The organism is Cupriavidus sp. 05N38 (assembly GCF_056397345.1).
In genome coordinates, this window is the sequence record NZ_JBFTNF010000003.1 from 129,280 (window position 1) to 144,536 (window position 15,257).

The 15,257-nt window shown below is 66.3% G+C and carries 16 protein-coding genes; 5 read left to right on the top strand and 11 right to left on the bottom strand.

The features are described 5' to 3' along the window. Positions 1-41: 41 nt before the first annotated feature. The 4 genes from ctaD to AC1DK4_RS03720 all read right to left on the bottom strand — a co-directional run bounded on the left by ctaD (position 42) and on the right by AC1DK4_RS03720 (position 4,698). A complete protein-coding gene (ctaD, locus tag AC1DK4_RS03705) occupies positions 42-1,658 on the bottom strand; it encodes a cytochrome c oxidase subunit I (protein ID WP_441613749.1) in 1,617 nt (538 codons plus the stop codon). A gap of 24 nt (positions 1,659-1,682) precedes the next feature. Then, positions 1,683-2,939: a cytochrome c oxidase subunit II gene (coxB, locus tag AC1DK4_RS03710; RefSeq protein WP_441613750.1), complete on the bottom strand. Its 1,257-nt coding sequence runs from the start codon at positions 2,937-2,939 to the stop codon at positions 1,683-1,685. A 62-nt stretch (positions 2,940-3,001) separates the two neighbouring features. Then, complete coding sequence (locus AC1DK4_RS03715; protein ID WP_441613825.1) at positions 3,002-3,511, bottom strand: DUF2244 domain-containing protein; 510 nt, start codon at positions 3,509-3,511, stop codon at positions 3,002-3,004. A gap of 242 nt (positions 3,512-3,753) precedes the next feature. Next, entirely contained in the window at positions 3,754-4,698 is a 945-nt protein-coding gene (locus AC1DK4_RS03720; protein ID WP_441613751.1) for a methyltransferase domain-containing protein, read from the bottom strand. Between the two features lie 183 nt (positions 4,699-4,881). On the opposite strand from AC1DK4_RS03720, the gene AC1DK4_RS03725 reads away from it, so the two are divergent. Beyond that, positions 4,882-5,556, top strand: a complete 675-nt coding sequence (locus AC1DK4_RS03725) for a ComF family protein (protein ID WP_441649703.1) — start codon at positions 4,882-4,884, stop codon at positions 5,554-5,556. Positions 5,557-5,642: 86 nt separating this feature from the next. Beyond that, positions 5,643-6,113 carry a tRNA (uridine(34)/cytosine(34)/5-carboxymethylaminomethyluridine(34)-2'-O)-methyltransferase TrmL gene (gene trmL / locus AC1DK4_RS03730; RefSeq protein ID WP_441613753.1) on the top strand — a complete coding sequence of 157 codons (471 nt, stop codon included), beginning with the start codon at positions 5,643-5,645 and terminating at the stop codon, positions 6,111-6,113. 12 nt (positions 6,114-6,125) lie between these two features. On the opposite strand, the gene AC1DK4_RS03735 is transcribed toward trmL, so the two are convergent. The 5 genes from AC1DK4_RS03735 to AC1DK4_RS03755 all read right to left on the bottom strand — a co-directional run bounded on the left by AC1DK4_RS03735 (position 6,126) and on the right by AC1DK4_RS03755 (position 9,823). Next, positions 6,126-7,124, bottom strand: a complete 999-nt coding sequence (locus AC1DK4_RS03735; RefSeq protein WP_441649704.1) for a Bug family tripartite tricarboxylate transporter substrate binding protein — start codon at positions 7,122-7,124, stop codon at positions 6,126-6,128. Positions 7,125-7,219: 95 nt separating this feature from the next. Next, positions 7,220-8,236 (bottom strand): NAD(P)H-dependent glycerol-3-phosphate dehydrogenase, encoded by a 1,017-nt coding sequence (locus AC1DK4_RS03740; RefSeq protein WP_441649705.1) that lies wholly within the window; start codon positions 8,234-8,236, stop codon positions 7,220-7,222. 133 nt (positions 8,237-8,369) lie between these two features. Continuing rightward, positions 8,370-8,888, bottom strand: coding sequence for a protein-export chaperone SecB (secB, locus tag AC1DK4_RS03745; RefSeq protein ID WP_441613756.1), 519 nt, complete (start codon positions 8,886-8,888; stop codon positions 8,370-8,372). A gap of 163 nt (positions 8,889-9,051) precedes the next feature. Then, entirely contained in the window at positions 9,052-9,309 is a 258-nt protein-coding gene (gene grxC / locus AC1DK4_RS03750) for a glutaredoxin 3 (protein ID WP_441613757.1), read from the bottom strand. Positions 9,310-9,409: 100 nt separating this feature from the next. Next, entirely contained in the window at positions 9,410-9,823 is a 414-nt protein-coding gene (locus AC1DK4_RS03755; protein WP_441613758.1) for a rhodanese-like domain-containing protein, read from the bottom strand. Between the two features lie 137 nt (positions 9,824-9,960). Here AC1DK4_RS03755 and gpmA point away from each other — a divergent pair, with 137 nt between their 5' ends. The 3 genes from gpmA to AC1DK4_RS03770 all read left to right on the top strand — a co-directional run bounded on the left by gpmA (position 9,961) and on the right by AC1DK4_RS03770 (position 13,284). Further along, entirely contained in the window at positions 9,961-10,707 is a 747-nt protein-coding gene (gene gpmA / locus AC1DK4_RS03760) for a 2,3-diphosphoglycerate-dependent phosphoglycerate mutase (protein ID WP_441613759.1), read from the top strand. Positions 10,708-10,869: 162 nt separating this feature from the next. Further along, positions 10,870-12,462, top strand: a complete 1,593-nt coding sequence (locus AC1DK4_RS03765) for a S41 family peptidase (protein WP_441649706.1) — start codon at positions 10,870-10,872, stop codon at positions 12,460-12,462. A 51-nt stretch (positions 12,463-12,513) separates the two neighbouring features. Then, positions 12,514-13,284 (top strand): HesA/MoeB/ThiF family protein, encoded by a 771-nt coding sequence (locus AC1DK4_RS03770; protein ID WP_441649707.1) that lies wholly within the window; start codon positions 12,514-12,516, stop codon positions 13,282-13,284. A 55-nt stretch (positions 13,285-13,339) separates the two neighbouring features. On the opposite strand, the gene mnmH is transcribed toward AC1DK4_RS03770, so the two are convergent. Together mnmH and bfr are read right to left on the bottom strand one after the other, a co-directional pair. Further along, complete coding sequence (mnmH, locus tag AC1DK4_RS03775) at positions 13,340-14,452, bottom strand: tRNA 2-selenouridine(34) synthase MnmH (protein WP_477131396.1); 1,113 nt, start codon at positions 14,450-14,452, stop codon at positions 13,340-13,342. 268 nt (positions 14,453-14,720) lie between these two features. Continuing rightward, complete coding sequence (gene bfr / locus AC1DK4_RS03780) at positions 14,721-15,200, bottom strand: bacterioferritin (protein WP_441613763.1); 480 nt, start codon at positions 15,198-15,200, stop codon at positions 14,721-14,723. Positions 15,201-15,257 lie beyond the last annotated feature (57 nt).

The window sequence follows — 15,257 nt, forward strand, 5'->3', positions numbered from 1 at the left end:
GGAAGGACGGGCATGCCCATCCTTCCTTGCCCGGTTGCGTCTTACCTGACGTGCGGCGGCACTTCAAAGGTGTGGAACGGGGCCGGCGACGGCACGGTCCACTCCAGGCCTTCGGCGCCATCCCAGGGCTTGTCCGCTGCCTTCTGGCCACCGCGATACGACGGCAGCACGACGAAGAAGAAGAAATACACCTGCATCAGCCCGAAGCCCAGCGCACCGATCGATGCGATCGCGTTGAAATCCGCGAACTGGGTCGGGTAGTCGGCATAGCGACGCGGCATGCCGGCCAGGCCCAGGAAGTGCATCGGGAAGAAGGTCACGTTGAAGAAGATCATCGAACCCCAGAAGTGGATCTGCCCGCGGGTTTCGTTGTACATGAAACCGCTCCACTTCGGACCCCAGTAGTAGAAGCCCGAGAACATCGCGAACAGCGAGCCCGCCACCAGCACGTAGTGGAAGTGGGCCACGATGAAGTAGGTGTCCTGCAACTGGATGTCGATCGGGGCCACGGCCGGCATCAGGCCGGTGAAGCCACCGATGGTGAACACGAAGATGAAGCCGATCGCGAACAGCATCGGGGTCTCGAAGGTCATCGAGCCGCGCCACATGGTAGCGATCCAGTTGAAGATCTTCACGGCCGTCGGCACCGCAATCAGCATCGTCGCGTACATGAAGAACAGCTGGCCGGTCACCGGCATGCCGGTCGTGAACATGTGGTGCGCCCACACGATGAACGACAGGATGGCGATCGAGGCGGTGGCGTACACCATCGAGCTGTAGCCGAACAGGCGCTTGCGGGCGAAGGTCGGCACGACGTGCGAGACGATCCCGAACGCCGGCAAGATCATGATGTAGACCTCGGGGTGGCCGAAGAACCAGAAGATATGCTGGTACATCACCGGATCGCCGCCGCCCGCGGCCGAGAAGAAGCTCGTGCCGAAGTGGCGGTCGGTCAGCACCATGGTGATGGCGCCGGCCAGCACGGGCATCACGGCGATCAGCAGGTAGGCGGTGATCAGCCAGGTCCAGCAGAACATCGGCATCTTCATCAGCGTCATGCCGGGCGCGCGCATGTTGAGCACCGTCACGATGATGTTGATCGAGCCCATGATCGACGACGCGCCCATGATGTGCATGGCGAAGATGGCCATGTCCATGCCCGGGCCCATCTGCACCGACAGCGGCGCGTACAGGGTCCAGCCGGCGGCGGTGGCGCCGCCCGGCGCGAAGAACGACAGCACCAGCAGCAGCGCCGCCGGCGGCATCAGCCAGAAGCTGAAGTTGTTCATGCGCGCGAACGCCATGTCGGACGCGCCGATCTGCAGCGGAATCATCCAGTTGGCGAAGCCCACGAAGGCCGGCATGATCGCGCCGAACACCATGATCAGGCCGTGCATGGTGGTGAACTGGTTGAACAGTTCGGGGCGGAAGAACTGCAGGCCCGGCTCGAACAGCTCGAGGCGGATCAGCAGCGCCAGCACGCCGCCCGACAGCAGCATGGTGAAGGAGAACAGCAGGTACAGCGTGCCGATGTCCTTGTGGTTGGTGGCGAACAGCCAGCGCCGCCAGCCGTGCGGATGATCGTGATGCTCATCGTGCGCGTGGTCGTGCGCATGATCGTGCGGGTGCGCAAGCGCGTCCGGGGTAGCAGTACTCATCGCGAAAAACTCCTGTAATCCTGATCAGCCTGCCGCGCGGTCGCCCGCAACGCTGGCCTGCTTGGCGGCGGGCTTGTCTTCCGCCTTGGGAGCGGCATCGCCGCCGGCGGCGCCGCCGCCTTCCGGGAACTTGCCCGCACGGGCGTTCACGAAATCGCTCGGTTGAATCACTTCGCCAGTCTTGTTACCCCAGTTGTTGCGGGTATAGGTCATGACGGCAGCGAGTTCGGTATCGGAGAGATGCTTCCAGACCGGCATGGCACCCTTGCCTTCGAGCAGGATGTGCATCTGGCCAGCCTTCGGGCCGTTGACGACCTTGGAGCCGTCCAGCGCCGGGAACGCGCCGCCGCCCTTGCCGTTCGGCTGGTGGCAGACCGCGCAGTTGGCCGTGTAGACCTTCTCGCCGCGCGCCTTGAGCTCCTCGAGCGTCCAGGTCTTGTTGGGGTCGTCGGCCTTGGCGGCGAGTTCCTTCTTCTTGCCCTCGACCCACTTGGCGTAGTCGGCGTCGGACACCACGCGCACGACGATCGGCATGAACGCGTGTTCCTTGCCGCACAGCTCGGCGCACTGGCCGCGATACACGCCGACCTTCTCGGCCTTGAACCAGGCATCGCGCACGAAGCCGGGGATCGCATCCTGCTTCACGCCGAAAGCCGGGATCATCCACGCGTGGATCACATCGTTGGCGGTGGTGACGACACGGATCTTCTTGTTGACGGGCACCACCATCTCGTTGTCCACCTCCATCAGGTAGGTGTTCGACTTCGGTGCCTCGTTGTTGATCTGCTCGCGCGGCGTGGTCAGCGTGGAGACGAAGGAAATGCCCTCGCCTTCGCCCTTCAGGTAGTCATAGCCCCACTTCCACTGGTAGCCGGTGGCCTTGATGGTGATGTCGGAATTGGTGGTGTCCTTCATCGCCACGACCGTCTTGGTGGCGGGCAGGGCCATGCCGATGACGATCAGGAAGGGGATGATGGTCCAGATCACCTCGACGGTGATGCTTTCATGGAAGGAGGCAGACTTCGCACCCTTGGACTTGCGGTGCTTGAACACGGAATAGAACATCACCCCGAACACGCCGACGAAGATCACCGTGCAGATGATCAGCATCATCCAGTTCAGCCAGTGAATCTGTTCGGCGATCTTGGTAACGGGTTCGGTCAGATTGAGCTGGCGCACGGCTGGACCGCCCGGCATGTCTTCCACTGCCAGAGCTGCCTGGCTAACGAGCAGGGACGCGCCCGTTAGACACGCTGCGGATGCCTTCTTCCACATTTTCATTTGTTATCTACCCAATTTACAGATTCAAATCTGTCAGCCCGCCTGACCGTCGCCGCCCCAGTTCAGAGACAGCGCAGGGCAGAAACGAGCTCCTGCGCGAACTTTCGCCGCTTGTACGGGTCCAGAAAACACCCCACCTGCACAGCGCACTTACCCGAGCGCAACTGCACCAGCGCCCGTAATGATTCACCCAGTTCGACCCGCACCCAGAGCGGGTTGAATTCATGCCGCGTCACCTGCCCGGCGCTGACGGCCTCGACCACCAGCAGGCCGTCTGCCAGGCTGACGCGTTCGTAGTCAGCCGCATGCCGCGCGTAGACCAACAACGCGATACCGAGCCCCAGCAGGTCCAGCCCGGCAAARGGCAGCACGAGCCACGACCCTCGCCACGCGAAGAACAGTGCGATGGCGAGCGAAACACAGACGATTGAGAGGTAGAACCAGCCGACCTGGCGTGGAGAAAGCGAACAGTTCCGCTTCATCAGCCAGTCTTTGTCCGGCGCGCCGGATCCACCGGAACCACCGCCGGACCCGTCTTGCGCCGTCTGGAATGCGATACCCAAGTCTTGCATCGCCAACCACTCTGCATAGGATGCACACCTGGGACGATCGCCTGGGCCGCACTGACTTAGTGCGATTCCGGGGCACATGTGCCAGGGGAACCACTGCGACAAACTGGCGCATTATAGGGCGCTTCGCCTACTCGAACAAGGCCGTCCCTTGACGGCGGGGCTGGCGCGCGACACGTTTCTGTGCATCGGTGCGGTGCATGCGATGGAGTAGGCGGACACGCCAGCAGGACCATTGCGCCACGCTAGCGACGCGGCCGCGCGCGCCCGATCTTGTCGATCGGCACCACCGCGTGGCCCAGTTCATCGACGTCCTGCTTGCCGCGCGGCGCCAGTTTCCACGCATGGCCGTAGACGATTTCGAAGGTGAGCGGGATCAGCCCGTCGGCGTTGCGATGGCGCTCGAGCGCGGCCAGCAGCGCATCGAGCCAGCGCCGTCCGCGCAAGCCCCGGCTTGGCGATGCGGGCAGGCGCAGGCCACCAAAGGCCTGCACTTCGCGCAGCAAGGTAAGCGGCGACTCGTAGGTAACCGTGATGGTTTCCATGTCCATCACCGGCGTGGACCATCCGCTATGAACCAGCATGTCGCCGATATCGTGCATGTCGACGAAACGCAGCGAGTGCGTACCGCTATCCACATGCGCAAAGGCGTCGCGCAGCTCGGCCAGCGTATCGGGCCCGAACAGCGAGAACAGCACCAGGCCGTCGTTGCGTGCGACACGATGCCACTCGGGAAATACCCTATGCGGCTCTGGATGCCAGTGCAGCGCAAGGTTGGACCAGAGCAGGTCGAAGCTGGCGGGCGCGAATGGCAATGTGGCAAGATCGCCCTGCACCAGGTCGAAGATCGGGCGCTTGCCCAGCATGCGTCCCAGCCAGCCGGCCTGGCGCTGGGGGTCGCGCTGGGCCGCCTCGCGCAACATGGCGCCCGAGATATCCAGCCCGGCGATCTGCGCATCCGGATACTGCGCGCGCAACGCCGCCAGCCCGCGCCCATGGCCGCAGCCGATATCGAGCGCGCGCACGGGCGAGAGCCGGATCATCTGCATGCGCTCCTGCATGCGCTGGCTGATCTCGCCCAGCAGGAAATCCAGCTGGCCGAAGCCGGCGCTGCGCCGGTCGAAGGCCAGGCGGGTCAGCCGCGCAGGCGGCAAATAGGCATCGGGGGAGTCGGCGTCATGCAGGGACACGGGCAAGCGGGGCAGCAGGAGGATGAGGAGCACGGCCGGACGCAGGCGCCCGGGCGGAATACGGCGTGCGCGCCAGCGGGCACGGCGGCCGGACCGCAAGTATACGCGCCTGCCGCGATGGCTGCCGGCGGCGCCGGCGCGGCAGGCAGGCTGCGCCGCCATGCCCGGCGATTGTGGCGAATCATGCTGCCGTCGGCGTGCGCATTGTGCGGCGAAGTGCAGGAAGACGCCGTGTGCGCCGGTTGCGCCGGCGAACTGCTCGCGCCGGTGCCACGTTGCGCTTGCTGCGCCCGCCCCGCCGCGCGCGGCACCTCGCGTTGCAACCCCTGCCGGCTCGAGCCTCCCGCATTCGACGCCGCGGTCGTCCTGGGCGACTACGCGAGCCCGCAGGATGGCCTGGTGCTGGCCCTCAAGTTCGGCGGCGCGCTGCCGCTGGCGGACTGGCTGGCGACGGAACTGGCGCGCCGCTGGCAAGCCGCGAGGCCGCCAGCGAGCACCGCCCGCCCCGCCTTGCTCGCGCCGGTCCCGCTCTCCGCACAGCGCCTCGCGGTGCGCGGATTCAATCAGTCCTGGGAAATCGCCAGGCCGCTGGCACGCCTCCTGGGTGCGCGCGCCTCGCCTACGCTGCTGGCCCGCCTGCGCGATACGCCGGCCCAGGCTTCGCTGGACCTGTCCGCGCGCCAGGCGAACTTGCAGGGCGCCTTCGGGCTGGCGCCGGGCAGCGATATCACGGGCCTGCATGTGGGGCTGGTCGACGATGTGATGACCAGCGGCGCCACCCTGGGCGAAGCGGCGCGCATATTGAAAGCCCATGGCGCGGCGCGCGTCACATTGTTCGTTGCCCTGCGCACGCCCTAGCCCGCGCTAGCGTGACATGCGCCCCTTGCCCGGGGTAAGCTGCGCAGCGTTTTATGGCTGCGGCGCCGCGAGGCCCGCCCGACACCATGTTCAATGTCGTCCTGGTCGAACCAGAAATCCCGCCGAACACCGGCAATGTGATCCGCCTGTGCGCCAATACCGGCGCGCGGCTGCATCTCGTCAAGCCGCTTGGCTTTCCGCTCGAGGATGCGCGCATGCGCCGCGCGGGCCTGGACTACCACGAGTACGCCAGCATGCGCGTGCATGAAAACTGGGACGCACTGATGGCCAGTGAGCAGCCCGATCCGGCCCGCATGTTCGCCCTCACCACGCACGGCTCGACGCCGTTCGGGCAGGTCGGCTTCCGGCCCGGCGACTGGTTCGTGTTCGGATCGGAGACGCGCGGCCTGGCGCCCGAGCGGCGCGAATGGTTTCCCGCCGCGCAGCGCATCCGCCTGCCGATGCGGCCCGACAACCGTAGCCTCAATCTCTCCAATACCGTGGCGGTCGTGGTGTTCGAAGCGTGGCGGCAAAACGGCTTCGCCGGCGGCGCCTGAGCGCTCTCCCGCCTATTCCGGCTCGACGCCGGCGATCCGGATCACCTTGTCCCAGCGCGCCTTCTCGCTCGCCATGGTCTGGCGCAGCGATTGCGGCGCCGTGCCTGCCGGCACGAAATACTGCGCGCGCATCTTGGCGCGCACGTCCTCGCTGCCGATGATGGCCACCAGTTCGCGGTAGAGCCGGTCGATCACCGGTGCCGGCGTGCCGGCCGGCGCCAGCACGGCCTGCCAGGAAATCGCCTCGAAGCCCGGATAGCCGGACTCGGCCACGGTGGGCACGTTGGGCAGCAGGCCGGTGCGCCCGCTGGTAGTGACCGCGATGATGCGCAGCTTGCCGGCGGCGACCAGCGGCATGGCGATCGCCGGCACCATGAAGCCGGCCTGCACCTGGCCACCGACCATGGCCGTGGTGATCTGCGCAAAGCCCGGGTAGGGAATATGGGCGAGGTCGATCTTCGCCATCGCCTTGAGCTGCTCCATGGCCAGGTGCGCGGCGCTGCCGTTGCCCACCGAGCCGTAGTTCAGCACACCGGGCCGCGCGCGGGCCAGCGCCACGAACTCGCCCACGTCGTGCACCGGCAGGCGCGCGTCCACCACCAGCACATTGGGCGAAGTCGCCACCAGCGATACCGGCGCGAGCTGGCGCACGGGATCGTAGCCAAGGTGGCGCGACAGCGTCGGCGCGGTGACCAGCGGCCCGTTGATGGTGAGCAGCAGGGTGTAGCCGTCGGGCGCGGCGCGCGCCACCAGGCCGGTGCCGATATTGCCGCCGGCCCCGGGGCGGTTTTCCACCACCACGGGCTGGCCGAGCGACACCGACAGCTTCTCGGTAAGCAGGCGTGCGATCAGGTCCGGCGAGGAACCGGCCGGAAACGGCACCACCATGCGGATCGGGCGTACCGGCCAGGATTGCCCGGCGGCAGGCGAAGCCAGCAATGCGCCGGGCACAGCGCTGGCGGCAAGGGCGATCAGGACGCGGCGGCGGGCCGCAATGGAGTCTGGGGGCATGGGGCGGAGCGATGGCGGCACGGCATCCGTGGCGCCGCGGGAATCATTGGTCATTGCGAAAAACGGGAAGACGCGAGGCGCGCTCACTCGTGCGCTCACTCGTCCCGGGCATCGCGTTGCAGCAGGCGCGCCACCGCATCGGCGACAGGCAGGCCTTCGAACAGCACGGCGCAGACCGCGCGCGTGATCGGCATCTCGACACCCTGTGCCGCGGCCAGCGCCGCCACCGCCTGGGCGCAGCGCACGCCTTCGGCCACATGGCCCAGGTCGGCCAGGATCTGTGCGAGCGTCTTGCCTTCGGCCAGCTGCTGGCCGACCTTGCGGTTGCGCGAGAGGTCGCCGGTAGCGGTCAGGATCAGATCGCCCATGCCGGCCAGGCCCATGAAGGTCTCGACCCGTCCGCCCAGCGCCATCCCGAGGCGCGTCATCTCGGCCAGGCCGCGCGTCACCAGCGCGGCGCGCGCGTTCAGGCCCAGCCCGAGCCCGTCGCTGGCGCCGGTGGCGATCGCCAGCACGTTCTTCACCGCCCCACCCACCTCGGCGCCGACCAGGTCATCGCTGCCGTAGATGCGCATCGCATGATGATGAAAGCCCTGCTGCGCCAGCTCGGACAGCACCGGCGACGTGCCCGCGACAGTCAGCGCGCATGGCAGTCCGAGCGCCACCTCCCGGGCAAAGCTCGGTCCGGTCAGCACGCCGTACAAGGTTTCGTCGAGGCGGCCGGCGGCATCCAGCTCCTCCCGCACCATCTGATGCGGGAGGGCGTTGGTGCCGGCTTCGAAGCCCTTGCACAGCCACAGCATGCGCAGGCCGCCGTTGCTGCGCGTGGCCAGCCGGCGTGTCATCTCGCGCAAGCCGGAGACCGGCGTGGCCACGATCACGAGGCCATCGGGATCGGCATCGACGTGCGCCGCGGCCCGCTCGAAATCGGCCTCGAAGGCGAGCTTTTCCGAAAGCGCCACGCCAGGCAGGTAGGTGGCGTTGACACCGGCGGCGCCGATCGCCGCCAGCTCGGCGGCATCGCGCCCCCACAGCACCACCTCGTGGGCCGCGGCGGCATGGCTGGCCAGCGCGGTGCCCCAGGCGCCGGCTCCGAAGACAGTGATTTTCATGACGGTTTGCCTCGCTCGTTTGGTGGCCTGGACGCTCGGCCGCCGGCCGCTTGCGTCGCACATGGGCGGGCCGGAATGACAAAACGGGGCACGTGGCCCCGTCTTTACTGCATACCGCGCCAGGATCCGTGGATCAGTGGCGGGCCTGGCTGCCGTCGGGCATCACGATGCCGCTGTTGCCGCCCTGGGCGGCTTCGGCTTCCTGCATCGCAGCCTGCAGGCGTTGCTCGTACAGTGCCTGGAAATTGATTTCCGACAGGTGGATGGCCTGGAAACCGGCGCGCGTGATCACGTCGGCGATATTGCCGCGCAGATACGGGTAGAGGATGGTCGGGCACGCAATGCCCAGCAGCGGGTCGAGCTGCTCCACCGGCACGTTGCGGATATCGAAGATGCCGGCCTGGTGCGCTTCGACCAGGAAGGCGACCTTGTCCTGCACCTTGGTGGTCACGGTACCCGTCACCACCACTTCGAAGATGCCTTCCTGCAGTTGCGAGGCGCCCACGTTCACCTGCACTTCCACGGCCGGGGCTTCCGTCTCGAGGAAGATGCCGGGCGAATTCGGCTGTTCGAGCGACATGTCCTTCAGGTACACACGCTGGATATTGAAGAACGGCTGGTCTTCCTGCTGATTGTTTTGCTCGTCGCTCATGAAAGGCTTCCGGGAATGGGCATTGGACGCCAGATACCCAGGCCGCAAGCGCTGCGGGCGGCAATGGCCCAGGCTGGCGACCCGGGCAGGCACCCGGTTGGAAAACGCATATGGTACATGACGCGGGTGGCGAATTCACCCGCGTCGCGGCTAGGAATTTGCCTCAGGCCGCCAGCAGCGGCGTCAATCCGCCCTGGCGGTCGAGTGCGGAGAGATCGTCGAAACCGCCCACGTGGGTTTCGTCGATATAGATCTGCGGCACCGTGCGGCGCCCTGTGCGGCTCATCATTTCTTCGCGCCGTCCGGGCTCGCGGTCGATCAGGATCTTCTCGATCGCATCCACGCCCTTGGCCTTCAGAAGGCGCTCGGCCATCTGGCAATACGGACAAACTACCGTGCTGTACATCACAACGCGGGCCATGCGGTTCTCCTTTGAAACTTGGCTTTGGCTTGGCTCGGGGCGGCCGGCAGGTGGCCGGTCAGGTACGCTGCCGCGCCCTTTGCTGCGCCCGGCGCGCGTTTTACTTGACCACCGGCAAGCCGGCTTGCTGCCACGCGGCCAGGCCGCCTTCGAGCGAATAGATCTCACTGTAACCGGCTTCCTTCAGGACTGCTTGCCCCTTGCCCGAACGCTGGCCAGTCTGGCACACGACGATGATGGGGACGGACTTGTCCTTTGCAAGGCCGGCGGCGCGGTTGGCCAGGTCGGCAAGTGGCGCACTCTTGGCCTGCGGCAGGTGCCCCTTGGCATATTCGGTGGCTTCCCGGATATCCACGACCACCGCATTGCGCTTGTTGATCATCTGCGTGGCGCTGGCCGGATTGACGGATTTGCCGGAGGTGCCGCGCGAGATGGCGGGCCAGGCCAGCAGGCCGCCCGACACCACGGCAATGGCGATCAAGGCAAGGTTGTTGTAGTCGGCGAAGAAATTCACGTTGGCATTCCGGTGGGTTGAGTCGGCGGCATTATAAAATAGACGGTTTAGCGCCCGCGACCGCCATTGTCTCCTACTTGACACATGAAGGCGCAAGTGGCACGGCGCGCACAGGTTTCTCACGCTTTGGAAGCAGCATGTACAAACTCGTTCTCATTCGCCACGGCGAATCCACCTGGAATCTCGAAAACCGCTTCACCGGCTGGGTCGACGTCGACCTGACCGACACCGGCGTGGCCCAGGCCAAGCTGGGCGGCAAGCTGCTGCGCGAGGCGGGCTTCGCCTTCGACGTAGCCTATACCTCGGTCCTCAAGCGCGCCATCCGCACGCTGTGGCACGTGCAGGACGAAATGGACCAGATGTGGATCCCGGTGCGGAACGAATGGCGCCTGAACGAGCGGCACTATGGCGCGCTGTCCGGCCTCAACAAGGCGGAAACCGCGGCCAAGTTCGGCGACGAGCAGGTTCTGGTATGGCGCCGCAGCTACGACACCCCGCCGCCGGCGCTGGAACAGGACGATCCGCGCGTCGCGTACGACGACCCGCGCTACGCCAGCGTGCCGCGCAACGAGATCCCGCTCACCGAATGCCTCAAGGATACGGTGGCCCGCGTGCTGCCGCTATGGAACGAATCCATCGCACCCGACATCAAATCGGGGAAGCGCGTGGTGATAGCCGCCCATGGCAACAGCATTCGCGCGCTGGTGAAGTACCTGGACCAGATCTCGGATGACGACATCGTTGGCATCAATATCCCCAATGGCACCCCGCTCGTGTACGAGCTGGACGCCGAGCTGCGCCCGCTGCGTCATTACTACCTGGGCGACCAGGAAGCGCTCGCCGCCTCGCTGGCCGCCGTGGCCAACCAGGGCAAGGCACGCTGAGGCAAGGGCCGGGCGCGCGCCTCCGCGTGCCGCCCGGCCGTTGCCGGCAGCGGAACAGACCTTTTTTTCCGCTCCCTCTTATACTGTCGGACAAAACCGGCCGGTGTGACGCACCAGGCCGGCTCCGACATAGCATAATCCTCACACGTTCAGGCAGCCCTCATGCGTAAGACGCTCAAGAACATCAGTCTTGTTTCTGCCGGACTCGTTGCCGGCGTGCTGGCCACGCTGCAGCTCTCGGCCACGGCGCAGAATTCGTCCGGGCCGCTGCCGCTGGAGCAGTTGCGCCTGATGGCGGACATCTTCGGCCAGATCAAGCGCGAGTACGTAGAGCCGGTCGACGACAAGAAGCTGCTGACCGAAGCCATCAAGGGCATGGTCGCCAGCCTCGACCCGCATTCGGCCTACCTGGACGAGAAGGATTTCAAGGAACTGCAGGAAGGCACGCGCGGCCGCTTCGCCGGCCTYGGCATCGAGATCTCGCAGGAAGAAGGGCTGGTCAAGGTGATCAACCCGATCGAGGACACCCCCGCCTTCCGCGCCGGCATCCAGCCCGGCGACCTGATCACCCGCATCGACGACAAGCCCGTGCGCGGCCTGCCGCTGGAACAGGCGGTCAAGCGCATGCGCGGCGAGCCGGGCACCAAGGTCACGCTGACCATCTACCGCAAGAGCGACGAACGCACCTTCCCGGTCTCGATCACGCGTGCCGAGATCCGCGTGCAGTCGGTCAAGGCCAAGCTGATCGACAACGACCGCCTCGCCTGGGTGCGCCTGACCAGCTTCCAGGAACGGACCGTGGCCGACCTGGGCAAGAAGCTCGATGATCTGGCCAAGAAGAATCCCAACCTCAAGGGCGTGATCCTCGACCTGCGCAACAACGGCGGCGGCGTGCTGCAGGGCGCCGTGGGCGTGGCCGCGGCCTTCCTGCCCGACGACGTGACCGTAGTCTCGACCAACGGCCAGGTGCCGGACGCCAAGCGCGTCTACAAGACGACCTTCAACAACTACCGGCTGTCGTCGATCGAGGATGACCCGCTCAAGAGCCTGCCGGCGCTGTACAAGAAGATCCCCATGGTGGTGCTGACCAACGCCTACTCGGCCTCGGCGTCGGAGATCGTGGCCGGTGCGCTGCAGGATCACAAGCGCGCGCTGATCATGGGCAAGACCACCTTCGGCAAGGGCTCGGTGCAGACCGTGCGCCCGCTGACCAACGAGACCGGCATCAAGCTGACCATCGCTTACTACTACACGCCGACCGGCAAGTCGATCCAGGCCAAGGGCATCCGCCCGGACATCCCGGTCGACCAGAATCCCGAGGGCGATCCCGACGACGCGCTGATCACGCGCGAGATCGACACCGAGCGCCACCTGCACAACAAGCAGGAATCGGAAGAGCCGGAGATGAACGAGCGCGAGCAGCGACGCGTGGAAGAGCTGCGCCGGCTCGAGGAAGAGAACGCCAAGAAGACACCGGAAGAGCGCGAGAAGGAACGCAAGAAGAAGCCCATCGAGTTCGGCTCGGCGGATGACTTCATGCTGCAACAGGCCATCGCGCAGCTCGAAGGCCAGCCGGTCAAGCGCTCCAAGTCCAAGCTCGAAGCCGTCGCGACCTCGGACAAGCCGGCCAAGCCCGCCAAGAGCGCAAGCCCGGCCAAGCCCGCCGCCCCGGCCGGCAAGACCCCGGCAAGCGCACCACCGGCAAGCGCCCCGATGGGAACGCCGCTGGGCACGCCGACCGGCAAGGCTCCCTGAACTCCTCTCGAATAAAGGCGGCCCTGCGGGGCCGCTTTTGCATGGCACCGCATGAACGACGATCAACTGCTGCGCTACTCGCGGCATATCCTGCTCGACGAACTCGGCATTGAAGGTCAAGGCCGCCTGCTGGCCGGCCGTGCGCTGGTGATCGGCGCCGGCGGGCTGGGCGCGGCCGCACTGCCCTACCTCGCATCGGCCGGGGTCGGCACCATCACGGTGGTCGACGACGACGTGGTAGACCTCACCAACCTGCAGCGCCAGGTGATCCACACCACCGCCAACGTCGGCCGGCCCAAGGTGGAGTCCGCGCGCGAAGGCATGCTGCGCATCAACCCGGACCTCGACGTACGGCTGGTTGCCGCGCGCGTGGGCCCCGATCAGCTGGCGCAACTGGTCGCCGATGCCGACGTGGTACTCGACTGCTGCGACAATTTCGCCACGCGCCAGGCGGTCAATCGCGCCTGCGTGCAGCACCGCGTGCCGCTGGTTTCGGGGGCGGCGCTGCGCTTCGACGGGCAGGTCAGCGTGTTCGACCACCGCCAGCCGGACGCACCGTGCTAYGCCTGCCTGTTTCCCCCGTCGCAGCCCGCGCAGGAAGTCGCCTGCGCCACCATGGGCGTATTCGCGCCGCTGGTGGGCATGGTCGGCACCGTGCAGGCGGCCGAAGCGCTCAAGCTCCTGATGGGGGTTGGCACCAGCCTCGCCGGGCGCCTGCTGATGGTCGATGCGCTCGGCATGGAATGGACTACCATGCGGCTCGGCCGCGCGCCGGACTGCGAGGTCTGCGGTGGCGGCCATGATGGCCACCCAGGCGCCTGATGCCGATCCCGATGCCTCCCGTCAAGGGCCGACGCAACAGGCTTGCGCCACCGTTTCAGGCGCGCGTGTGTTCGCGCAGGTAGGCCAGCACGGCCGGGCGCGCGCCGCGGAACACGATCCTGGCCTCGCGCTGCTCGCGCTGGTAGGCATACATCGGGTCGTAGTACTGGCTTAGCAGCACGGCGATCCAGGCCCGGTGCATGTCGGTTTCTCCGCTGCCCTCCTGGCGCGCCAGTGCCTGATCCAGCAATGCCGACAGCCTCGCGTAGCGTACCCCGCCAAGGCGCCCGGCAATCGCTGCCATGGCCTCGCGCAGGCGCGCGGCGTAGGCCGCGAACCCGGCCTGCCCGCCAAATGCCGCCATGAACTCGCCGGACAGGCCGAGCACATAGTCGTCGAGCACCCGGCTCACGCGCGCCTCGAATGGCTCCTCCAGCCAGACCAACGGGGCCGCCTGCATGGCGAGATAGAAAGGCAGCGGCAAGGTGCGCCTGCCGATATAACGCCCTTCGTCTTCCACCACCAGGGCCGGGTGCCCGGCCGCACGGCGGCGCAACAGATCGATCGCCATGCCATTCTCGAAATCGATCTGCGTGGGCTGCGCCACGGCCCGCCGGCCGAAGCTCGATCCACGATGCCGGGCATGCCCTTCCAGATCGATGGCGGCGCCCTCCCCGGCGACCAGATCCGCGATCAGTTCGGTCTTGCCGCTGCCGGCGAGGCCGCCAAGCATCAGCRGGCCGCAGTTCGCCGCGGCCGCATCGAGGGTCTCGATCAGGAAGGTGCGCATCGCCTTGAAGCCGCCGGCCACGCGCGGACAGGCAATGCCGGCATCGTCGTTCAGCCACTGCTGCACGATCTGCGAGCGCAATCCGCCGCGAAAGCAGTACAGGTAGCCATCCGGGTGGGCGCGGGCAAAACCCGCCCAGGCGGCGACGCGCGCGGCGCGGATCTCGCCCGACACCAGGCGGTGCCCCAGCGCAAGCGCGGCGGCCTGCCCTTGCTCCCTGAAGCACAGGCCCACCTGATGCCGCTCGGCGTCATCCATCAGCGGCAGGTTGACGGCATCGGGAAAGGCGCCTCGCGCGAATTCGGCCGGCGCGCGGACATCCAGCAACGGCGCGCCGGAGAGAAAGAGCCGCCTGAGATCAGCCGTATCTGCGCGCATCGCGAACCAGAGCCTTCAAGTGAAAGAGAGAGACGGCGTGCGGGGGAGGATTTGTCGTTCGATTTGTCGTTCGATTCGATTGTACGCACGCGCAAGGCACAGGCATGCAAGGTACCGGCGACCGCGTGCGAAAACCGCCTCGAATGGGAATCTAAATCCGAATGATAAGGGTTACTACCAGAATGCAGGCAAGAGCGGCAGCACCGGACGGCACCGCGCGTGTGCGGCCACCAGGTTCTTGCGAACGTGCGGCCGACTGCTGGGCGGCTTACTGCTCGCCCGGCTCCATCTGCGACTGCAGATAGTTGGGCAGGCCAACCTTGTCGATCAGGTCGAGCTGCGTTTCCAGGTACTCGATATGCTCTTCGGTGTCGGTCAGGATATCGACCAGGATGTCGCGGCTGACATAGTCGCCCACCGATTCGCAATATGCGACGCCTTCCTTGACCGTGGTGTGCGCGGCTTGCTCCAGCTTCAGGTCGCACTTGAGCATTTCCGGGGTGTCTTCACCCAGCAGCAGCTTGTGCAGGTCTTGCAGGTTGGGCAGTCCGTCGAGCATCAGGATGCGGTCGATCAGGCGATCCGCGTGCTTCATCTCGCCGATGGATTCCTTGTATTCCACGTCGCCGAGCTTCTTCAAGCCCCAGTGGCGATACATGCGGGCATGCAGGAAATACTGGTTGATCGCGGTCAGCTCGTTCTTCAGCTGCGCGTTCAGGTGTTGGATGACCTTCTTGTCACCTTTCATTGGAGGCTCCTGTTGCATCGGGCCCCCGCAAAAACGCGAAGCGGCGCAAGGTGCGCC